The 22,684-nt window shown below is 45.3% G+C and carries 19 protein-coding genes; 5 read left to right on the top strand and 14 right to left on the bottom strand.

Features of this window, described 5'->3' with window-relative positions:
* Nucleotides 1–228: 228 nt before the first annotated feature.
* Nucleotides 229–1,518 (top strand): phosphoribosylamine--glycine ligase, encoded by a 1,290-nt coding sequence (gene purD / locus CWO08_RS16080; RefSeq protein WP_048612396.1) that lies wholly within the window; start codon nt 229–231, stop codon nt 1,516–1,518.
* A gap of 182 nt (nt 1,519–1,700) precedes the next feature.
* Here the strand turns inward: purD and CWO08_RS16075 are convergent, their stop codons facing one another.
* Nucleotides 1,701–2,399 carry a DUF1481 domain-containing protein gene (locus CWO08_RS16075; RefSeq protein WP_048659209.1) on the bottom strand — a complete coding sequence of 233 codons (699 nt, stop codon included), beginning with the start codon at nt 2,397–2,399 and terminating at the stop codon, nt 1,701–1,703.
* A 47-nt stretch (nt 2,400–2,446) separates the two neighbouring features.
* A complete protein-coding gene (gene hupA / locus CWO08_RS16070) occupies nt 2,447–2,719 on the bottom strand; it encodes a nucleoid-associated protein HU-alpha (protein WP_004729753.1) in 273 nt (90 codons plus the stop codon).
* Between the two features lie 270 nt (nt 2,720–2,989).
* Between hupA and CWO08_RS16065 the strand changes: the two genes are divergently transcribed.
* Nucleotides 2,990–4,171: a CNNM domain-containing protein gene (locus CWO08_RS16065; RefSeq protein WP_102433245.1), complete on the top strand. Its 1,182-nt coding sequence runs from the start codon at nt 2,990–2,992 to the stop codon at nt 4,169–4,171.
* Between the two features lie 80 nt (nt 4,172–4,251).
* On the opposite strand, the gene CWO08_RS16060 is transcribed toward CWO08_RS16065, so the two are convergent.
* Nucleotides 4,252–4,839 (bottom strand): YjaG family protein, encoded by a 588-nt coding sequence (locus tag CWO08_RS16060; protein ID WP_017062699.1) that lies wholly within the window; start codon nt 4,837–4,839, stop codon nt 4,252–4,254.
* A 71-nt stretch (nt 4,840–4,910) separates the two neighbouring features.
* Between CWO08_RS16060 and CWO08_RS16055 the strand changes: the two genes are divergently transcribed.
* Nucleotides 4,911–5,837 carry a D-2-hydroxyacid dehydrogenase gene (locus tag CWO08_RS16055; RefSeq protein WP_055319891.1) on the top strand — a complete coding sequence of 309 codons (927 nt, stop codon included), beginning with the start codon at nt 4,911–4,913 and terminating at the stop codon, nt 5,835–5,837.
* Nucleotides 5,837–6,430 carry a uracil-DNA glycosylase family protein gene (locus CWO08_RS16050; RefSeq protein ID WP_102433247.1) on the top strand — a complete coding sequence of 198 codons (594 nt, stop codon included), beginning with the start codon at nt 5,837–5,839 and terminating at the stop codon, nt 6,428–6,430. The genes CWO08_RS16055 and CWO08_RS16050 overlap by 1 nt, the downstream gene beginning before the upstream one ends.
* Nucleotides 6,431–6,533: 103 nt before the next feature.
* On the opposite strand, the gene hemE is transcribed toward CWO08_RS16050, so the two are convergent.
* Both hemE and nudC read right to left on the bottom strand, forming a co-directional pair.
* Nucleotides 6,534–7,601, bottom strand: a complete 1,068-nt coding sequence (gene hemE / locus CWO08_RS16045; protein WP_017060530.1) for a uroporphyrinogen decarboxylase — start codon at nt 7,599–7,601, stop codon at nt 6,534–6,536.
* Between the two features lie 299 nt (nt 7,602–7,900).
* On the bottom strand, nt 7,901–8,710 hold the full coding sequence (nudC, locus tag CWO08_RS16040; RefSeq protein ID WP_108020771.1) for an NAD(+) diphosphatase: 810 nt from the start codon (nt 8,708–8,710) through the stop codon (nt 7,901–7,903).
* Nucleotides 8,711–8,875: 165 nt separating this feature from the next.
* Between nudC and CWO08_RS16035 the strand changes: the two genes are divergently transcribed.
* Nucleotides 8,876–9,373, top strand: coding sequence for an Rsd/AlgQ family anti-sigma factor (locus tag CWO08_RS16035; protein WP_048605474.1), 498 nt, complete (start codon nt 8,876–8,878; stop codon nt 9,371–9,373).
* 391 nt (nt 9,374–9,764) lie between these two features.
* Here the strand turns inward: CWO08_RS16035 and rpoC are convergent, their stop codons facing one another.
* From rpoC to CWO08_RS15985, 9 genes are all read right to left on the bottom strand, one after another.
* Nucleotides 9,765–13,967, bottom strand: coding sequence for a DNA-directed RNA polymerase subunit beta' (rpoC, locus tag CWO08_RS16025; RefSeq protein WP_017060527.1), 4,203 nt, complete (start codon nt 13,965–13,967; stop codon nt 9,765–9,767).
* Nucleotides 13,968–14,059: 92 nt separating this feature from the next.
* The gene (gene rpoB, locus CWO08_RS16020) at nt 14,060–18,088 is read right to left on the bottom strand and encodes a DNA-directed RNA polymerase subunit beta (protein WP_017060526.1); all 4,029 of its coding nucleotides are present in this window, start codon (nt 18,086–18,088) and stop codon (nt 14,060–14,062) included.
* A 235-nt stretch (nt 18,089–18,323) separates the two neighbouring features.
* The gene (gene rplL, locus CWO08_RS16015) at nt 18,324–18,692 is read right to left on the bottom strand and encodes a 50S ribosomal protein L7/L12 (protein WP_017631516.1); all 369 of its coding nucleotides are present in this window, start codon (nt 18,690–18,692) and stop codon (nt 18,324–18,326) included.
* A gap of 57 nt (nt 18,693–18,749) precedes the next feature.
* Entirely contained in the window at nt 18,750–19,244 is a 495-nt protein-coding gene (gene rplJ / locus CWO08_RS16010) for a 50S ribosomal protein L10 (RefSeq protein WP_010435550.1), read from the bottom strand.
* Nucleotides 19,245–19,494: 250 nt separating this feature from the next.
* Nucleotides 19,495–20,199, bottom strand: coding sequence for a 50S ribosomal protein L1 (gene rplA, locus CWO08_RS16005; protein ID WP_048659214.1), 705 nt, complete (start codon nt 20,197–20,199; stop codon nt 19,495–19,497).
* Between the two features lie 4 nt (nt 20,200–20,203).
* Nucleotides 20,204–20,632 (bottom strand): 50S ribosomal protein L11, encoded by a 429-nt coding sequence (gene rplK, locus CWO08_RS16000; protein WP_010435555.1) that lies wholly within the window; start codon nt 20,630–20,632, stop codon nt 20,204–20,206.
* Between the two features lie 213 nt (nt 20,633–20,845).
* Nucleotides 20,846–21,394 (bottom strand): transcription termination/antitermination protein NusG, encoded by a 549-nt coding sequence (gene nusG, locus CWO08_RS15995; RefSeq protein ID WP_010435556.1) that lies wholly within the window; start codon nt 21,392–21,394, stop codon nt 20,846–20,848.
* 13 nt (nt 21,395–21,407) lie between these two features.
* Nucleotides 21,408–21,785 (bottom strand): preprotein translocase subunit SecE, encoded by a 378-nt coding sequence (secE, locus tag CWO08_RS15990; protein WP_010435558.1) that lies wholly within the window; start codon nt 21,783–21,785, stop codon nt 21,408–21,410.
* 223 nt (nt 21,786–22,008) lie between these two features.
* On the bottom strand, nt 22,009–22,684 hold a 676-nt coding region (locus CWO08_RS15985), incomplete at its 5' end, for an EF-Tu/IF-2/RF-3 family GTPase (RefSeq protein ID WP_258185372.1).

The following is a 22,684-nucleotide window of genomic DNA, read 5'->3' as shown; positions in this document are numbered from 1 at the left end:
TCACATAGCGGGCTATGTGACCGGGGATGGGCTCAATTGCTGCCTAGCCACATCACCAACTACTTTGAGCAGAATTTATAATTTTGTTTTTTAAATATTCCGATATTTGAAATACGTAGAGCAAGTCAGTGACTTTAGTTCAAGGAAAACACGCGGAGCTTATGACTATAAGTGAGCATGTTTGACACAGAAATAAAGGCTCTGAAGCAGCTATAAGGATTTTAAAACATGAATGTATTGATTATTGGTGCCGGCGGTCGTGAGCATGCACTAGGTTGGAAAGCGGCACAAAACCCAAACGTTGAAACGGTATTCATTGCTCCAGGTAACGCAGGTACTGCACTTGAGCCGAAACTTGAGAACGTAAACATCGGTGTTGAAGACATCGCTGGTTTAGTGGCGTTTGCTCAAGAGAAAAAAATCGAACTGACTATCGTTGGCCCTGAAGCGCCATTAGTTATTGGTGTGGTTGACGCATTCCGCGAAGTGGGTCTGCCTATCTTTGGTCCAACTCAAGCGGCAGCACAGCTTGAAGGTTCGAAAGCATTCACTAAAGATTTCCTAGCTCGTCATGACATCCCAACGGGTTACTACGCGAACTTCACTGAGATTGAGCCGGCTATCGCTTACGTACGTGAGCAAGGCGCGCCAATCGTAGTAAAAGCTGACGGTCTTGCAGCAGGTAAAGGCGTTATCGTTGCGATGACACTTGAAGAAGCTGAAGACGCAATCAAAGACATGCTAGCGGGCAACGCATTTGGCGAAGCTGGCAGCCGCGTGGTTATCGAAGAGTTCCTTGAAGGCGAAGAAGCAAGCTTCATCGTAATGGTTGACGGTTCTAGCGTGCTTCCTATGGCCACCAGCCAAGATCACAAACGTGTTGGCGACAAAGACACTGGTCCTAATACTGGCGGTATGGGTGCTTACTCTCCTGCTCCAGTTGTGACGCCTGAAATCCACAACCGTATCCTTGAGGAAGTTATCTACCCAACGGTACGTGGTATGGACGCAGAGGGCGCACCTTACACTGGTTTCCTTTACGCTGGCCTAATGATCGATGCTGACGGCACACCTAAGGTTATCGAATACAACTGCCGCTTCGGCGATCCAGAAACGCAACCTATCATGATGCGTATGGAGTCAGACCTTGTTGAGCTTTGCCTAATGGCTATCGACGAGAAACTAGACGAAGCAGAATCGAAGTGGGATCCACGCGCTTCTATCGGTGTTGTTCTTGCGGCTGGCGGTTACCCTGCTGACTACGCAAAAGGTGACGTAATTTCACTACCAACAAGCGAAGTTGAAGGCCAAAAGGTTTTCCACGCAGGTACGACAAATAACGAAGCTGGCGACGTGGTGACAAACGGTGGTCGTGTACTTTGTGCAACGGCACTGGGTAACACGGTTTCTGAAGCTCAAGAGCGTGCTTACGCGTTGACGAAGCAAGTTAGCTGGAATGGTATGTTCCACCGCAATGACATTGGTTACCGTGCGATTGCGCGCGAGCAAGAGCAGTAATCAATTTTGTTACTCGCTTACTTTCCATAACAGTAAGCAAATAGCAGTAAGCGAATAACAGCAAAAGGCGCCTCGATAGGCGCCTTTTTTATTACTCAATCTTTCTAGGAATCTGCGCCTGTACAGACAAATTAGCACTTGGCCTACAGTAGGCCAAATACTCTCAAACCTTTGATTGTTAGCTATTCTTTCAACAATGATGGCCTAACGACACAATCATGGCTGTCTTCAGCCAGCATCAGTAACTCTTTCACGCTCATCTTACCCAGTGAATCACTGCCAAGAAACGCCGCATAGCTTTCCACAGATGCCAATCGGTCGATCACGAAGCTTGGTAAAGTCTGGTTAAATTCAATGCGATCAAATTCACCACCAGCGCACGTCTTAAAAGAGCTGCCATCCCAGTAACCCTGAACCAATCTTAGCCCTTCGTCATTCTGCTTCATCGTAGTCTCTAGAACCGATTTAGCTTCTTTCTGGTAGTTTTCAAGCTGCTTAGCTTGGATAGGTAAGATTTTGCTGTCGATACGATACTGTTGATACACAGCTTCGCCCGACTTATTGAAACGCACATGGACACGATAAGGAACCAGCTTATTAGAAGAGTTACGCTGCTCGCCTTCACGAATGAATTCACGAAGCACACTTTCTGACCAAGCATAGTCAGTTTGGTACCAGCCGTAATCGCCTACAGTGACGTAGTCAGCTGAAGTATGAGGTTGTGTTAGCTTGTTTGTAACCCAGTAAAAACTTGTCGCGTCGCCCATGACTTGGCCGCCGGTGTGAGTTTCAAATTGCTCTAGGTTTTTGCGAGGGCTTGTTGAAGAACAGCCAATAAGAAATGTAGATAATAGTGAAACGAGAAGAAATGCTTTTTTCATAAAAACCTGTACCGAGGTGGAATACGACTACCTCGGTACAGTTTAGATTATTTCACTGAATCTTTCAGCGCTTTACCTGCAACAAATGCTGGAACATTTGCAGCAGCGATTTGGATCTCATCACCAGTTTTTGGGTTACGACCAGTGCGAGCTGCACGGTGGTTTACTTTAAAAGTACCAAAACCAATTAGCTGAACTTGATCGCCATCTTTAAGAGCATCTGTAACACCGCCAAGAGTCGCTTCTAGAGCAGCTTTAGCTTGTGCTTTAGAAAGGTCCGCTTTTTCAGCAATAAAGTCGATTAATTGAGTCTTGTTCATTTTAGGTTTCCCTTCTTTGTATTTTTGAATTCAATTCACTCTAAAACATAAATGCCCCATCTGGCAAAGGTTTGTCGTCGATCTTTAGCTCTAATGCCGTAGTTTTAGCCATAATATGAGTAATAACTCACAATTTGTTACTGATTTTATTAAGCAAGCCCTTGTTTAAAAGGGGCTGAGAGCAAAATTAATGATGACCTAGCCACTACTTTTTCACTATAATCCACGCTGAATCGCTGCTAAAGCGTACAATTTAATTTAAGGGCAAACATGCTGCTGCTAACTATTTACGTCTCCATTGCTATTGGAGTTTCTTTCATTTGTTCTGTTTTGGAAGCTGTACTTTTGAGTATTAGTCCGAGCTACATTGCTCAACTAAAACAAAATGGGCACCCTGCAGCAGAGTCTTTAGACAAACTGAAAACAGATATTGACCGCCCGCTTGCGTCAATTTTAACGCTCAACACCATCGCGCATACTATCGGTGCTGCGACAGCAGGTGCACAAGCGGCTGTCGTTTTTGGTAGCCAATGGTTAGGTGTCTTCTCTGCCGTGCTAACGCTAGGTATTTTGGTACTGTCTGAGATTGTTCCAAAAACCATTGGTGCAACCTACTGGCGTCAACTTGCTCCTACTTCAGCAAGTGTGCTGCGTTGGATGGTGTTCTTCCTAACACCGTTTGTATGGTTCTCAGAACAGATCACCAAACGTCTTGCTCGTGGCCACCAAGCACCCAAAATGCGTGATGAACTATCTGCAATGGCGATTTTGGCAAAAGAGAGCGGCGAGTTTGCAGAAGGCGAATCAAAAATCCTGAGCAACCTACTGGGTATTCAAGATGTACCCGTGACTCAGGTAATGACGCCGCGCCCAGTGGTATTCCGTGTTGATGCGGAAATGAGTGTGAATACCTTCCTAGAACAACATAAAGATACGCCATTCTCACGCCCGCTGGTTTACAGCGAGCAGAGTGACAACATCATCGGTTTTGTTCACCGCTTAGAGCTGTTTAGATTGCAGCAAGCCGGTTGTGGTGAGAAAGCTCTGGGTGAGGTAATGCGCCCTATCCACGTGTTGCTGAACAACATGGGCTTGGCTAAGGCCTTTGACCAGATGATGGCAAACCGCCTGCAACTGTCTTTAGTTGTGGACGAGTACGGCACCATTCAGGGCATCATCACCCTAGAAGATATCTTTGAACACCTAGTGGGTGAAGAGATTGTCGACGAAGCGGATAAGACGACTGACATGCAAGAACTGGCGTTCCAACGCTGGGAAAAGTGGAAAGAGACACACGGTGTTATCGAAAACCGCGATGACGAGGACGAGCTAGAGGAAGAAACTCCAGCAGACAACGATTCCTCAGATTCAACATCAGCGGATGACGACGACGCATCAAAAGATAAGGCATCAAAAGACAAAGCGCAGAACGAAGACAAAAAAGACGCTTAATCTAAATTTGATATCGTCAGATACAATAAAGGCTCCCTAGGGAGCCTTTGTTTTTATTCGTACCTTGGTGCGATAGCGAATTATAACGCAACACCAATGTTACTGACTGGGTCTTCACGCAGTTCGTGGCGTAGGTCTTTGATCAACTCTAAGTCACGCTCAGTCGTTTCACGTAGAGGTCGGAAAATGGCCCACTGAACGTCCCACTCTTCACATACCGCTTCGTTTTCTTTCTGGTTTTCGTTGGTCACTTCTTCAGCGCCTTGAGCAAACTCAAGCTCAGCAACCGTCTTCACCGATTGTTGACTCACTTTAATTACCGCTTCCAACATATGTTCACGGTCAAGCAGGCCATGAATTAGCGTTGCTAGGCCTTGGCATGCGTCCATTGCTGGGTAAACACCATAAAAATCAAAATCATCACCGCTAGGGAATAGCTCTTCAACCTTCTCAAGTTGACGCTCAAAGTTCACCTTTGCTGTTTTAACCGTCAGGATTTCCCAAATGCTATCCAAAACATCACGATAGATTCGAGCTTCCGCAAATTCTGTATTCTCACAAAACATGGCATAGTTAGGGTACATACGCTCACATAGACACGCCATAAAGGTAATTTGTTGCCAAGGTTCTAACTTTTCAAGACGAACCTGCAGTGGATTCTGAAGCATAGTCACTCAATAATTGCAGAAAAAGACAGCGAAAGTGTACTTGATAAACCCTGGGGGGAAAAGGTAAGCCGATGAACAATTTCACGAATAAGCTCTATATTCTTACTGAGCATAACGATACCTATACGCAACTGATTCTAAACCAGGATTTACCCGACCTAGAAATCACTCAAAACCCCGAGTTAGCTGAAATTGTATTAGCCTCGCCTCCCCTGATAGCCGAGCGCCTTGGCGAGTTTAAAGAGCTAGACTGGGTACAGAGTACCTACGCTGGCATCAATAAACTCACTCAGCCAGACCTTCGTCAGGATTACACGCTGACCAACGTCAAAGGTATCTTCGGTCCTGCTATCGCGGAGTACGTTTTAGGTTACGCAATCAGCCACTGTAGACACTTTCCTCATTACCACCAGCATCAACAACAACGAAACTGGCAGCCACAGCTTTATACTAGCCTAACTGACAAAACTATGGTGATTTTAGGAACAGGTTCAATCGGCAGTCATTTAGCAAAAACCGCGGCCGCTTTTGGTATTCATACCATAGGTGTCAACCGTACGGGCATCCCATCCAAACAAGAAACCTTTAAAGAGACGTTCCACATCAATGAGATAGAGGCTGCCCTCAAGCAGGCCGATATTGTGGTCAACACCCTGCCATCAACTGCTGAAACCTATCAGTTGTTGAACCAAACCACGTTAGGCTATTGCTCTAATGTGTTGCTGTTTAATGTCGGTCGAGGAGAGAGCATCGACAATAAAGCCTTGTTGCTCGCCATAAAAAATAGATGGGTAGAACACGCATTTTTAGATGTGTTTGAAAGTGAACCCCTCTCGCAAGAACACCCTTTCTGGAAACTACCGCAAGTCACCATCACTCCGCACATCGCTGCACTCAGTGAGCCAAGACAAGTGGTCGAGATCTTCGCAGAGAATTACCAACAATGGCGAGATGGCTTTACACTTAATCATGTCATCGATTTTGATAAAGGTTACTGATGTCCTCTTCGTTACTTAAAGAGGTTCGACAATGCCGAGCTTGTGAACCTCACCTATCACACGGTGCCAACCCAGTAATTCAAGCACACCCAAATGCGCGTTTGCTGATCATAGGTCAAGCGCCGGGTATCAAGGTGCATGAGTCGTCGATCCCTTGGAATGACGCCAGTGGCGAACGATTAAGAGAATGGTTAGGGATAAACAGCGATACCTTTTATGACGAACAAAAGGTCGCGATTGTTCCTATGGGGTTCTGCTACCCAGGCAAAGCGAAGAGTGGCGATCTGCCACCACGCAAAGAATGCGCAGAGCTCTGGCACAAAAAGGTACTGCAGTCATTGCCCAACATTCAAATGACACTATTGATTGGTCAATATGCGCAAAACTATTATTTAAAGGAAAGAACCACCAAAACGCTGACAGAAACAGTCAAAAACTGGCAGGCTTGGGCGCCTGAATTTTTGCCATTACCTCACCCTTCGCCACGCAATAATATCTGGCTAAAGAAGAACCCTTGGTTTGAAAGTGAAGTCATTCCCTATATCAGGAAACACATCTCAGAGCATTTGGCCTACCATGATCCAAATACCTAATTAACTGCACACAACAAGATTAAACCGCGATCAAATACCAATTTCAGACAATAAAAAAGCGCTGTTGGTTTCCCAACAGCGCTTTCAGTCATCTTACTCAGAGTTACTTGTGGTAAGGCTTAGACAATTCGTGAACAGCGTCAACGAATACACCAGCGTTCTCTGGCGGTACATCTAAGTGGATACCGTGGCCTAGGTTAAATACATGACCTGTACCACCGTCGCCGAAGCCTTCTAGGATGCTGCCCACTTCTTCGCGAATACGTTCAGGCTGAGCGTAAAGCATTGAAGGATCCATGTTACCTTGCAGAGCAACTTTGTCGCCGATGCGAGCTTTTGCATCTGCGATGTTGATTGTCCAGTCTAGACCAACCGCATCACAACCTGTTGCTGCGATAGACTCAAGCCACATGCCACCGTTCTTAGTGAACAAAGTAACCGGTACACGACGACCTTCGTTTTCACGGATTAAGCCATCAACGATTTTGTGCATGTATTGCAGTGAGAATAGGTTGTAGTCACGAGGAGTCAGTACACCACCCCATGTATCAAATACCATTACTGATTGAGCACCCGCTTTAATTTGCGCGTTCAGGTATTCGATAACACTGTCAGCCAGCTTGTCTAGAAGCAGGTGCAGTGTTTGTGGTTCTGCGTACATCATCTTTTTGATCTTAGTGAATGCTTTAGAGCTCCCACCTTCAACCATGTATGTCGCTAGAGTCCATGGGCTACCAGAGAAACCAATCAGCGGCACTTCGCCTTTCAGGTCTTTACGGATCTGACGAACGGCATTCATTACGTATTGAAGCTCACCTTCTGGATCGGGTAAGCCAATCTTCTCTACGTCAGCTTTACACGTGATAGGACGCTCAAACTTAGGACCTTCACCTGTTTCAAAGTACAAACCTAAGCCCATTGCATCAGGGATAGTTAGGATGTCTGAGAACAAGATTGCCGCATCAAGCGGGAAACGACGTAAAGGTTGAAGTGTTACTTCTGATGCCAGTTCCGCGTTTTTGCACAAAGACATGAAATCGCCCGCTTCAGCGCGCGTTGCTTTGTACTCAGGAAGATAGCGGCCAGCTTGGCGCATCATCCATACCGGTGTGTAATCAACAGGCTGTTTTAAAAGTGCGCGTAAATAGCGATCGTTTTTTAATTCGGTCATTCCGTTAAATTCCAATTCAATCTTGTCTAGTTTTGATGGCAAGTATTCTAACACTGATTGAAGGGTAAAAGCTGTGTGCTTTGCAACCTAGATCAAGTTATTAACTTTTAAATCAATGCTTAATTTGCACCCAATTACGGGAGCATGTTAAAAATTTGTTCGCTAGCGAAAATTACAATTATAACATCTGAGTAGTCACTACTCAGCATCTCATAACGACATCTTACTTACCCCCTCCACTTGTGGAGGGTTTTTTTTAGCTTTTGACTACCCATAGGCTAAATACTATCACAGGCCAATTAGTGCTCTAGCATCTGCTCCGTCACACCATCTTTCATCACGTCATCAACTGTTTTCTCAATCAACTGTCTCGCAATGGTTCCAACAGGAGCAACATCAGGTAGGCCTGTTACGCCAAACCATTGAGCATCCGATAGCTCGCTATAGTCAGGCTTAAGCGTACCACCAGCATAATCTGCAAGAAAGCCCATCATCATACTCGATGGAAACGCCCATGGCTGACTGCCAAAGTAACGAATGTTGTCGACATCGATACCCGTTTCTTCTTTGACTTCTCTTGCCACACACTGCTCTAAGGTTTCTCCGACCTCTAGGAAGCCCGCTATCACGGTATACATGCCTGTTTTATGTCTTGGGTGCTGCGCAAGCAATATCTTGTTGTGGTTTCGTACAGCGACAATGATGCACGGGAAGATACGAGGATAATGAAGCGTGCGGCAATCTCCACACTGCATCGCCACCTGGTTATGATTGAGGTGATTACGGCCGCCACATTGAGGGCAAAAGCGCATACTTTGAGTCATATGCCCATATTGGATGGCTTTGCTTGCAGTCAAGAAACTCGCTTCAGGCCAGTGCAGCAACTCTCTTAGGTTGACCATGCTCAACTTATTCTCCACATCACAATCGTTGAGCCAATACACCTTGCGACCTTGATGTTGACCAATACAGATTGCATGCTCAATACTCAGCCCTAGCTCTTCAGCAGAGCCAAACGGAAACTGATCATTATTAACCCAAATATCACTACCAGAAACGACGCACCAATAAGCTTGCTCTGTCATTTTTTTATCACTTTTTTTTAACATCCCTATGCCTCATTGCTTGCAGTTCGTTCATTTTACTGGCAATCTAATTTCATACTAGAGTTGTAGCAGAGAATATTTCAAGCTATTACTTTTAGTAGCTACCAATAAAACGGACCCTGCTTAGGCAATTACTTGATCACAAGGTTGTGATCAGATCATGAGGACATGGTCATGCTAAATAAATTCAAACAAATACAAGAACAATGGGGTGGCTCTAATGAGGTCATCGATCATTGGCTCGAAACTCGACAGTCTCTAATCGTTGAGTATTGTAAGCTTGCCGCTCTGCAGCCTTCATCGTCGAAAGCAACTGCAATCACCGAACTGCCTTCTCCAGAAGAGCTCCAAAAATTCAGCCAACACCTTGTTGATTACATCTCTGAAGGTCATTTCAAAATCTATGACATGGTGATGGATAAATGGCAGTCTACTGGCTTCAAAGCAACAGACGAAATCAACCAATCTTATGGTCATATCGTTCTTACCACAGATCCACTGCTCAACTTCACCGATAAATACGCTGCCATTGAAGCGACCGATACATTAGAAAGCTTTGATAGTGAGCTATCACTCGTTGGTGAGATTCTTGAGGCGAGATTTGCGGTTGAAGACCAACTGATACAACAAATTGCCGACAGCCTAGCGGTCCCACCAGGAGCGTAATGGCTTAACATCTTCTAAGCTTGCCTCTGTGCAAGCTTTTTGTTTTGTCTGTAGCGTTACCTAAAACATCCAACTCTTCTACCAGAGGTTATTGGTTCGTCCCTACTCTGATGTTTTGCGATAACCAGACTTAACACTTGTCACCAGTTTCACCCTCACGCTCTTCCTGCAAACACTCAAAACTACCTTCGAAAAAGTACTCGTGACTAAGTCCACCAGCCAAGCAATCAAGCAATCAAGCAATCAAGCAATCAAGCAATCAAGCAATCAAGCAATCAAGCAAACCTATCAGATTCTAATCTATAGGCCCTCGTTAAACACCAATACGCCAGATACAAAAAAGGCACCCAAAGGTGCCTTTTTCTTATCTCTTAGAGACTACTCGTAGAGCTTACTCTTCTGAAGAGAAACCAGCGTTTAGAAGTGCTGCTAGGTTGTCAGTAGCTTGTTCAGCTGAAGGACCTTCTTGCTCTTCTTCACGTTGCTTTTGACGCTCTTGGTGGTATGCGAAACCAGTACCAGCTGGGATCAGACGACCAACAATTACGTTCTCTTTCAGACCGCGAAGGTCATCACGCTTACCAGAAACCGCAGCTTCTGTTAGTACGCGAGTCGTTTCTTGGAACGATGCAGCTGAGATGAATGACTCAGTTGCAAGAGATGCTTTAGTAATACCTAGTAGATCACGTTCGAAACGTACTAGTTCTTTACCTTCAGCTTCTAGCTTACGGTTAGCAATCTTAACATTGTGGTACTCAACTTGTTCGCCAGGTAGGAACGGAGAGTCACCAGAATGAGTGATTGTACACTTACGTAGCATTTGACGAACGATAGTCTCGATGTGCTTATCGTTAATCTTTACGCCTTGTAAGCGGTAAACTTCTTGAACTTCGTTCGCGATGTACTGAGTTACTGCGTGGATACCACGTAGACGCAGGATATCGTGTGGAGTTTCAGGACCGTCGGCGATTACATCACCACGTTCAATCTTCTCACCTTCGAACACGTTCAATTGACGATGCTTAGGAATCATCTCTTCGTAAGCGTCACCGCCTTCACGAGTGATTACTAGACGACGCTTACCTTTCGTTTCTTTACCGAAAGACACAGTACCTGTGTGCTCAGCAAGGATCGCAGGCTCTTTAGGCTTACGAGCTTCGAATAGGTCAGCTACGCGTGGTAGACCACCGGTGATATCTTTGTTTCCGCTCGATTTTTGAGGGATACGAGATAGTGTGTCACCAATGCCAACTTCAGCGCCATCTTCAATGTTTACAATCGCTTTGCCAGGTAGGAAGTAGTGAGCTGGCATATCAGTACCAGGGATCATTACGTCGTTACCTTGCTCATCAACAAGTTTGATAGCTGGACGCATATCTTTACCTGCTGCTGGGCGAGCTGCTGCGTCTGTAACTTCACTTGAAGAAAGACCCGTTAGATCGTCAGTTTGACGAGAAACTGTAATACCATCGATCATATCTACGAATTGGATACGACCTGCCACTTCAGTGATGATTGGCATGGTATGCGCTTCCCAGTTAGCTACAACTTCACCAGCAGTAACTGCTGCGTTGTCGCCTTTGGTTAGCATCGAACCGTAAGGAAGTTTGTGCTTCTCTTTAGTACGGCCGAATTCATCAATAATCGTCATCTCAGATGCACGAGAAGTGATAACCAGTTTCTTATCTTTGTTAACTACGAACTTAGCATTGTGAAGTTTCACAGTACCAGTTGTCTTAGCTTGGATGCTGTTCTCTGCTGCTGCAGTAGATGCCGCACCACCGATGTGGAACGTACGCATCGTTAGCTGTGTACCCGGTTCACCGATAGATTGTGCAGCGATAACACCAACTGCTTCACCTTGGTTCACTAGGTGACCACGTGCTAGGTCACGACCGTAACACTGTGCACAACAACCGAAGTCTGCATCACAGGTAACAACAGAGCGCACTTTCATGCTATCTACTGAGTTGTCTTCCATGATTTGACACCACTTCTCATCAATCAGAGTATTACGTGGAATCAGTACATCTTCAGTACCAGGCTTAAGAACGTCTTCAGCTACTACACGACCTAGAGCAAGCTCAGAAAGTGCAACTTTAACGTCACCACCTTCGATGTGAGGCATCATGTCGATACCTTCATGCGTGCCACAGTCATGTTCGTGTACTACAACGTCTTGAGCAACGTCTACTAGACGACGAGTTAGGTAACCCGAGTTTGCTGTTTTCAGTGCTGTATCCGCAAGACCCTTACGAGCACCGTGCGTTGAGATAAAGTACTGAAGGACGTTTAGACCTTCTTTAAAGTTCGCGGTGATCGGCGTTTCGATGATTGAACCATCTGGACGCGCCATCAGACCACGCATACCTGCTAGCTGACGAATCTGAGCTGCAGAACCACGTGCGCCCGAGTCGGCCATCATGTAGATGCTGTTGAACGATTCTTGCTGTTCTTCTTCGCCGTCACGGTTGATAACTGTTTCAGAAGATAGGTTATCCATCATTGCTTTCGCAACGCGGTCATTCGTAGATGCCCAGATATCGATAACTTTGTTGTAGCGCTCACCCGCAGTAACAAGACCAGATTGGAATTGCTCTTGGATTTCGCGAACTTCTTCTTCAGCAGATTCAATTTCATCGTATTTCGCTTGAGGTACAACCATATCGTCGATACCTACAGAAACACCAGAAAGTGCAGCGTATGCAAAACCTGCGTACATGATTTGGTCAGCAAATACTACTGTATCTTTTAGACCAAGCTTACGGTAACACTCGTTAAGAAGAGTAGAGATCTGCTTCTTACCTAACTTTTGGTTAACGATGCTGTACGGTAGGCCAGCTGGAACGATTTGCCATAGCATTGCACGGCCGACAGTTGTATCAACCATCTTCGTTTCAGTAGTGCTGTTACCATCTTCGTCTACTACAGTCTCGGTGATACGTACTTTAACGCGAGCGTGTAGCTCAGCAGTCTTAGTACGGTATGCCTTTTCAGCCTCAGCAGGGCCAGCAAGGTACATACCTTCGCCTTTCACGTTGATCTTGTCACGTGTCATGTAGTAAAGACCCAATACAACGTCCTGAGAAGGTACGATGATCGGATCACCTGACGCTGGCGACAGAATGTTATTCGTCGACATCATCAGTGTACGTGCTTCAAGCTGTGCTTCTAGAGTTAGAGGCACGTGTACCGCCATTTGGTCACCATCGAAGTCGGCGTTGTATGCCGCACACACTAGTGGGTGAAGCTGAATCGCTTTACCTTCGATTAGTACTGGTTCAAACGCTTGGATACCTAGACGGTGAAGTGTAGGTGCACGGTTAAGCAGTACTGGGTGTTCGCGGATTACTTCGTCTAGGATATCCCAAACGATAGCTTCTTCGCGCTCTACCATCTTCTTAGCAGCTTTGATTGTCGTAGCCATGCCACGAGTTTCTAGCTTGCTGTAGATGAACGGCTTAAATAGCTCAAGTGCCATCTTCTTAGGAAGACCACACTGATGTAGACGAAGGTATGGACCTACTGTGATTACAGAACGGCCAGAGTAGTCTACACGTTTACCTAGAAGGTTCTGACGGAAACGACCCTGTTTACCCTTGATCATATCAGCAAGAGATTTCAGAGGACGCTTGTTCGAACCAGTGATAGCACGACCACGACGACCGTTATCTAGAAGTGCATCAACAGACTCTTGCAGCATACGTTTTTCGTTACGTACGATGATGTCCGGAGCAGCTAGCTCTAGAAGACGCTTCAAACGGTTGTTACGGTTGATCACACGACGGTAAAGGTCGTTCAGATCTGAAGTCGCAAAACGACCGCCATCTAGTGGTACTAGAGGACGTAGATCTGGCGGCAGAACCGGAAGTACAGTCAGAATCATCCATTGCGGATCGTTACCCGATGCAATGAACGCTTCAACTAGCTTCAGGCGCTTAGTAACTTTTTTACGCTTAGTTTCTGAGTTAGTTGTTTCTAACTCTTCGCGCATTTCTTCCACTTCTTGATGAAGGTCCATTGTTGCAAGCAGATCTTTGATCGCTTCAGCACCCATCTTAGCAGTGAATTCGTCACCCCACTCTTCTAGACGATCCAGATACTCTTCTTCAGTAAGCATCTGAGATTTTTCTAGATCAGTCATACCTGGTTCAGTTACTACGTACATCTCGAAGTAAAGAACACGTTCGATATCACGTAGAGGGATATCCATTAGTAGACCGATACGAGACGGTAGTGATTTTAGGAACCAGATGTGAGCAACTGGTGAAGCTAGCTCGATGTGGCCCATGCGGTCACGACGAACTTTAGTTTGTGTAACTTCAACGCCACACTTCTCACAGATAACACCACGGTGCTTCAGGCGCTTGTATTTGCCACAAAGACATTCGTAGTCTTTAACTGGACCAAAAATACGTGCACAGAACAGACCATCACGTTCAGGTTTGAACGTACGATAGTTAATTGTTTCCGGCTTTTTAACTTCACCAAAAGACCATGAACGGATCATGTCTGGTGAAGATAGACCGATTTTGATTGCATCAAATTCTTCGGTCTTATGCTGTGCTTTTAGAAAGTTTAATAAGTCTTTCACATTCAGCTCCTGTAAGGAGTTAAAGGAGCTCACTGCTGTAGCAAGCTCCCTTTTACCAAATAATCCTATCTTCTTTTAAAAAAGAGGAGGGATTACTCTTCGTCTTCTAGCTCGATGTTGATACCTAGCGAGCGAATCTCTTTCAACAGTACGTTGAACGACTCAGGCATACCAGGTTCCATGCTATGGTTACCGTCTACGATGTTCTTATACATCTTAGTACGGCCGTTAACGTCATCCGACTTAACTGTTAGCATTTCTTGTAGAGTATATGCAGCACCGTATGCTTCTAGTGCCCATACTTCCATCTCACCGAAACGCTGACCACCGAACTGAGCTTTACCACCAAGTGGTTGCTGAGTTACTAGGCTGTAAGAACCAGTTGAACGAGCGTGCATCTTGTCATCAACCAAGTGGTTCAGTTTCAGCATGTACATGTAACCAACAGTTACAGGACGCTCAAACGAATCACCAGTACGACCATCAAACAGTTTAAGCTGACCAGATTCTGGCAGATCACCCAGTTTAAGTAGTTCTTTGATTAGAGATTCAGAAGCACCGTCGAACACAGGAGTAGCAATCGGTAGACCGCCACGTAGGTTCTTGATCAGTGTACGAACTTGATCATCAGACAGTTCAGCAATATCAACTTTCTGACGAGTATCACCAAGATCGTAAACCTTCTGTAGGAACTCACGGAACTTATGCAGTTCTTGTTGTTCCTTAACCATTTGGTTGATCTTGTCACCGATACCTTTCGCAGCCAAACCTAAGTGAACTTCTAGGATCTGACCGATGTTCATACGCGATGGTACACCCAGCGGGTTAAGTACGATGTCTACAGGCTGACCTTTCTCATCGTATGGCATGTCTTCAACAGGGTTAATCTTAGAGATTACACCTTTGTTACCGTGACGACCGGCCATCTTATCACCAGGCTGGATACGACGTTTAACCGCTAGGTAAACTTTAACAATCTTAAGAACGCCAGGCGCTAGATCATCACCTTGAGTGATTTTACGACGCTTAGTTTCAAACTTCTTATCGAAGTCTGCTTTTAGCTCATCCCACTGCTCAGCAAGTTGCTCAAGCTGTGTTTGTAGCGCATCGTCTTCTAGAACTTGCTCTAGCCATTGCTTACGACCGATAGTATCAAGCTTAGCTTCAGAGTAACCACCAGACAGAAGTACAGCTTTAACACGGTTAAGAAGGCCACCCTCAAGAATTTGGAACTCTTCAGTTAGGTCTTTCTTAGCTTCTTTAAGCTGCATCTGTTCGATTTCAAGTGCACGCTTGTCTTTCTCTACGCCATCGCGAGTGAAGACTTGTACATCGATGATAGTACCCGAAACAGAGTTTGGTACACGTAGAGAAGTATCTTTAACATCAGATGCTTTCTCACCGAAGATAGCACGTAGTAGCTTCTCTTCAGGAGTCAGTTGAGTTTCACCTTTAGGGGTTACTTTACCAACTAGGATGTCGCCACCCTTAACTTCAGCACCAATGTAAACGATACCTGACTCGTCTAGTTTAGACAGAGCAGACTCACCTACGTTTGGAATATCAGCTGTGATCTCTTCAGAACCCAGCTTAGTATCACGAGCCACACAAGATAGTTCTTGGATGTGGATTGTCGTGAAACGGTCTTCTTGAACTACGCGCTCAGATACTAAGATCGAGTCTTCGAAGTTGTAACCGTTCCAAGGCATGAATGCGATACGCATGTTTTGGCCAAGAGCAAGTTCACCAAGGTCTGTTGAAGGACCATCAGCAAGAACATCACCGCGTGCAACTGGTTCACCTGGAAGTACAGTTGGACGTTGGTTAATACATGTGTTTTGGTTCGAACGCGTGTACTTAGTTAGGTTGTAGATATCGATACCAGCTTCGCCAGGTACCAATTCATCTTCGTTAACCTTAACTACGATACGAGAAGCGTCTACAGACTGAACTTGACCACCACGTTTAGCAACCGCTGTAACACCAGAGTCAACTGCGATGTTACGTTCGATACCCGTACCTACTAGAGGCTTATCAGCCTTAAGTGTTGGTACAGCTTGACGTTGCATGTTGGCACCCATCAATGCACGGTTCGCATCATCGTGTTCTAGGAACGGGATAAGCGAAGCAGCGATAGATACAACCTGGTTTGTCGCAACGTCCATGTAGTCAACGTGATCGCGTGGGTGAAGACCAGATTCACCTTTTTGACGAGCTGTGATTAGCTCATCTGCAAACGTACCTTCTTCAGTAAGAATGGTGTTTGCTTGCGCGATTACGAATTGACCTTCCTGGATTGCAGACAGGTAATCAACTTCTTCTGTTACTACACCATCAACTACACGACGGTACGGAGTTTCTAGGAAACCGTAATCGTTACAACGTGCAAACGCAGATAGCGAGTTAATTAGACCGATGTTTGGACCTTCAGGCGTTTCGATCGGACATAGACGACCGTAGTGAGTTACGTGAACGTCACGTACTTCGAAGCCTGCGCGCTCACGAGTAAGACCACCAGGACCTAAAGCAGAGATACGACGTTTGTGCGTAACTTCTGACAATGGGTTGTTTTGGTCCATGAACTGTGAAAGCTGTGAAGAGCCAAAGAATTCTTTAACTGCAGCAGAGATCGGCTTAGCGTTGATAAGATCTTGAGGCATGATTGCATCAAGGTCACCAAGGCTTAGGCGTTCTTTAACGGCACGTTCTACACGAACTAGACCAACACGGAATTGGTTTTCTGCCATTTCACCTACAGAACGGATACGACGGTTGCCAAGGTGGTCGATATCGTCCACTTCACCAATACCGTTACGGATACCAATCAGTTTCTTCATCACTTCGATGATGTCTGATTCATCCAGAGTACCGCGCTCTTCTTCTTCTTCACGCTCGATAGAGCTGTTGAACTTCATACGACCTACAGTTGATAGGTCGTAACGTTCTTCAGAGAAGAATAGGCTTTCGAATAGAGACTCTGCAGCTTCTTTCGTTGGTGGCTCGCCAGGACGCATCATGCGGTAGATTTCTACCAATGCAGAGATGCGATCTACTGTGCTATCTGCACGTAGAGTGTCTGACATGAATGGACCGTGATCTAGGTCATTCGTGAACAGAGTTTGTAGAGCCTTGTGGCCTGCTTGAGACAGGTTAGCAAGTGCTTCTAGGCTAATCTCTTGGTTCGCGCCAACGATGATCTCACCAGTTGCTTCATTGATGTAATCTTTAGATGCAACTTTACCAACGATGTACTCTACTGGTACTTCGATGTGCTCAACGCCATCTTTCTCAAGTTGACGGATATGGCGAGCAGTAACACGACGACCAGTCTCAACGTAAGTTTTGCCGTTTGCTTCGATGTCGAATGACGCAGTTTCACCACGTAGACGATCAGGAACCAACTCCATAAGAAGAGTTTGGTCTTTAACTTCGAAGTTCACTTTGTCGAAGAATAGATCAAGGATCTCTTCAGTCGATTTACCAAGTGCACGAAGAATAATCGATGCTGGTAGCTTACGACGACGGTCGATACGTACGAATAAGTTATCCTTAGGATCGAACTCAAAGTCTAACCATGAGCCACGATAAGGAATTACACGTGCGTTATAAAGAACTTTACCTGATGAGTGGGTCTTACCCTTATCACTGTCGAAGAACACGCCTGGGCTTCGGTGCAGCTGGGATACGATAACCCTCTCGGTACCATTAATTACGAAAGTACCATTGTCTGTCATAAGCGGAATTTCGCCCATGTAGACTTCTTGTTCTTTAATGTCTTTTACAGTACCTGCTGGTGCATCTCGATCAAAGATAACTAGACGTAGTTTTACGCGTAGTGGCTTTGAGTAAGTAACACCGCGGATTTGACATTCTTTAACGTCAAAAACTGGCTCACCAAGACGGTAGCTAACGTATTGCAGCTCAGAATTGCCGTTGTAGCTCTGAATTGGAAATACAGAACGGAAAGCAGCTTCAAGACCGTATTGACCTTCTGGATCCTGTTCGATGAATTTGTCGAAAGAATCAAGCTGGATCGATAACAGGTATGGAATGTCCAAAACTTGTGGACGAGTACCAAAATCCTTACGGATGCGCTTTTTCTCGGTATAAGAGTAAACCATGGGGTTCCTCAGCTCGCTGATAAGTGACCCAAACCACCCAAAACACTCTTCAGAGGGGGTGGTGACAAACAGCTGTTTAGTGGTAGTGAACAATCATTTCGAAAAAATGACTGTTTTTTTGCTCGGATTATGACGGTTAAACAGCGGAAATTTCGTCATAGCCCTACAGCGCAAAAAGGCCGGTGGTTAATAAACCACCAGCCATTAGCCTTGCGGCTATGAAATTAAGTAATAATTACTTGATTTCAACAGAAGCGCCAGCTTCTTCTAGCTGTGCTTTAAGAGCTTCAGCTTCAGCTTTGTCAACGCCTTCTTTAAGCGCTGCAGGAGCTGAGTCTACAAGACCTTTAGCTTCTTTAAGACCTAGGCCAGTTGCGCCACGTACAGCTTTGATAACTTGTACTTTGTTAGCGCCAGCAGCAGTTAGGATAACGTCGAATTCAGTTTGCTCAGCAGCAGCGTCGCCGCCAGCTGCGCCGCCAGCTACAACAGCAGCAGCTGCAGTAACGCCGAATTTCTCTTCCATAGCTTCGATAAGCTCAACAACTTGCATTACAGACATTTCTGCAACTGCGTCTAGGATTTGCTCGTTAGTAATAGACATAACAATTCTCTTTTAAGTCAACAATAAGTTTAAATAGCAACCAGTGAAAAGCAAGGCTTATGCCGCAGCTTCTTCTTTTTGGTCGCGAACAGCAGCGATAGTACGAACCAGCTTGCCAGCAGAAGCTTCTTTCATGCACATCATTAGGCGTGCGATAGCTTCGTCGTAAGTTGGTAGTGTCGCTAGTACTTCAGCATCAGTAACTGCGCCTTCAAATGCAGCAGCTTTGATCTCGAAATCTTTATTCTCTTTAGCGAAGTCTTTGAAAAGACGCGCTGCAGCACCTGGGTGCTCATTAGAGAATGCGATCAGAGTTGGACCAGTGAAAGTGTCTACTAGACACTCGTAGTCTGTACCCTGAACCGCACGGCGTGCTAGTGTGTTACGAACAACTTTCATGTAAACACCCGCTTCGCGAGCTTGTTTACGTAGAGAAGTCATTGCGCCAACTTCAACGCCACGAGAATCAGCTACAACTGCAGAAAGTGCACCACTGGCAGCTTCGTTGACTTCAGCAACAATTGCTTTTTTGTCTTGAAGATTTAAAGCCATTTGGATTAACCTCTGGTTGTGATTACAGCACTCAATACAAAATGTAATGAGCGTTTACGATGTTATTTAAAAATGAATAAATTCACTTCAAACCACAACATCGCCTACGTAGGTTTTATTAAGCTATCAATAATCTAATGAAAATCGACAGCGCCTACGGTCTTGGGATAGATGATTTCAAATTGCTTTAAAACCACCCAACCACAAATATTAGGCGCAGAAGTATACACTAAATCTGCGCCTAAGCAAATTAGTTTGCTTGAGTGTCAAGACTAGCTTGATCAACAGCAACACCAGCACCCATCGTAGTAGAGATGCTCACTTTCTTCAGGTAAGTACCCTTAGCTGAAGAAGGCTTAGCTTTCTTAAGAGCAACTAGAAGAGCTTCTAGGTTCTCTTGAAGCTGGTTAGCTTCGAAAGATGCTTTACCGATAGTAGTGTGGATGATGCCGTTCTTGTCGTTACGGTAACGAACCTGACCAGCTTTAGCGTTCTTAACCGCTTCAGCAACGTTAGGAGTTACAGTACCAACTTTAGGGTTTGGCATAAGGCCGCGTGGACCTAGGATTGTACCTAGTTGACCAACAACACGCATTGCATCTGGAGAAGCAACAACAACGTCGAAGTTCATTTCGCCTTTTTTCACTTGCTCAGCAAGATCTTCCATACCAACGATATCTGCGCCAGCTGCTTTAGCTGCTTCTGCGTTTGCACCTTGAGTGAACACAGCAACGCGGATGTCACGGCCAGTACCGTGAGGTAGCACAGTTGCGCCACGAACGTTTTGGTCAGATTTACGAGCATCGATGCCTAGGTTAACAGCAACATCTACAGACTCAACGAATTTAGCAGTCGCTAGTTCTTTAAGAAGAGCAACAGCTTCGTTGATTTCGTATTCTTTAGTCGCGTCAACTTTGTCGCGGATTACGCGCATACGCTTAGTAAGTTTAGCCATGATCTTATCCCTCTACCACTAGGCCCATTGAACGAGCAGTACCAGCAATAGAACGCTTCATTGCTTCGATGTCAGCACCAGTCATATCAGCAGCTTTAGTTTCTGCGATTTCCTGTACTTGAGCGTCAGTTACAGTACCAACTTTCTCAGTGTTTGGACGACCTGAACCAGACTTAACGCCAGCAGCTTTCTTAAGAAGAACAGCAGCAGGTGGAGTCTTAGTTACGAACGTGAAAGAACGGTCGTTGTAAACAGTAATAACTACTGGAGTAGGTAGACCTTTCTCAACAGATTCTGTTTTTGCGTTGAACGCTTTACAGAATTCCATGATGTTCACGCCGTGTTGACCTAGAGCAGGACCAACCGGTGGACTTGGGTTTGCCATACCAGCTGCAACTTGCAGTTTGATATAAGCTTCAACTTTCTTAGCCATGATATTTCCTAATATTTTGGGTACATGCGCTAGCCGTAAGGCGAGCTCCCCATAAATTCAATTAACTCTTTTTTACTTCCGCAGAAGCAAAAAGGCGCGAAATTATAATCATAATTCGCGCCTTTAACAACCCTAAAAAGGTGATTTTTTATACTCTTTTATTTTGAACAACTTATGAAGCATTTATCCACAGCTTGCTCAAATGTCAGAGTTTTAGTCCAGTTTTTCAACCTGACCAAATTCAAGCTCAACTGGTGTTGCACGACCAAAGATCGATACAGATACCTTAATGCGGCTTTTCTCGTAATCTACTTCTTCAACAGTACCGTTGAAGTCAGCAAATGGACCATCGTTCACACGAACCACTTCACCCGCTTCGAACATTGTCTTAGGACGTGGAGACTCGCTCGCTTTCTCTAGACGGTTCAAGATAGCATCAGCTTCTTTATCAGTGATTGGTGCAGGACGATCAGAGGTACCACCAATGAAGCCCATAACACGCGGAATGCTGCGTACTAAGTGCCATGATTCATCATTCATGATCATTTGAACTAATACGTAGCCAGGGAAGAATTTACGTTCACTTTTACGACGTTGGCCAGCACGCATTTCCACTACTTCTTCAGTAGGTACTAGCACATCGCCAAATAGTTCTTCCATGTTGTGCATTTTAATATGCTCGCGTAGCGACTGTGCAACACGACCTTCAAAGCCAGAAAAGGCTTGAACTACATACCAACGTTTTTTTGGAGCTTCACTCATGAATCAGAACCCTCTACACCCCAGTTGCTAGAGAAACTAGACGGACCATAATGCCGTCAATTCCCCAAAGCACTAGAGACATAACAATACATACAGCTAAAACGATCAATGTAGTTTGCATAGTTTCTTGGCGAGTAGGCCAAACAACTTTACGAATCTCCATACGAGATTCTTTTGCAAAATCGATCGCAGCTTTACCTTTAGTTGTTGTTGCTGCAACGCCTAGTGCGGCAGCAATCAGCACAACTACACCTGCAGCGCGAATTACAACAGACAATTCACCATACAGGTAATTACCCACAACAGCAGCAGCCAACAGAACAAAAGCGACAATCCACTTCATTGTATCTGCTGCACCTGAGCTATCAGGAGTTTCAGCGTTTGCTTTCATAAAACCAACCTGTGATAAGTCTTAAATATAGACGACAATAACCCCGCTGTTGCAGGGCACATTCCTTTGCGTTGCAAAACAACACATCTAACAGTCATTTTAGTCAAAACGACCGTTTAATTCTTTGCTAAGAGCAAAAATCGATGTCAAAACATCCAACTCTTTTTTTAGCGCAGAAAAAGGGCATCAAATGATGCCCTTTTTACTAGTGGTTCGTCAAATCTTATGCAAAGATTTTAGCTACAACACCAGCACCAACTGTACGGCCACCTTCGCGGATTGCGAAACGTAGACCTTCGTCCATTGCGATTGGAGCGATTAGCTCAACAGTCATTTGAACGTTGTCACCTGGCATTACCATTTCTACGCCTTCTGGTAGAGTGATGTCGCCTGTTACGTCAGTTGTGCGGAAGTAGAACTGTGGACGGTAACCTTTGAAGAAAGGAGTGTGACGGCCGCCTTCGTCTTTAGAAAGTACGTATACTTCAGACTCAAACTTAGTGTGTGGGTTGATAGAACCTTTCGCAGAAAGTACTTGACCACGTTCAACGTCATCACGCTTAGTACCACGTAGAAGTGCACCAACGTTCTCACCTGCACGACCTTCGTCAAGCAGTTTACGGAACATTTCAACACCAGTACAAGTAGTAAGAGTAGTCTCTTTGATACCAACGATTTCTACTTCGTCACCTACACGTAGGATACCGCGCTCGATACGACCAGTTACAACAGTACCACGACCTTGGATTGAGAATACATCTTCAATTGGTAGTAGGAACGGTTGGTCAACTGCACGCTCTGGCTCAGGAATGTAAGAATCTAGTGCTTCTGCAAGCTCAACGATCTTGTCTTCCCACTGCTTCTCGCCGTTTAGTGCGCCAAGTGCAGAACCTTGGATA

It is taken from the genome of Vibrio sp. 10N.286.48.B8, from assembly GCF_003050085.1.
Lineage (GTDB): Bacteria > Pseudomonadota > Gammaproteobacteria > Enterobacterales > Vibrionaceae > Vibrio > Vibrio crassostreae.
The sequence above is the reverse complement of the archived record's forward strand: the minus strand, read 5'-3'. Positions and strand labels throughout refer to the sequence as shown.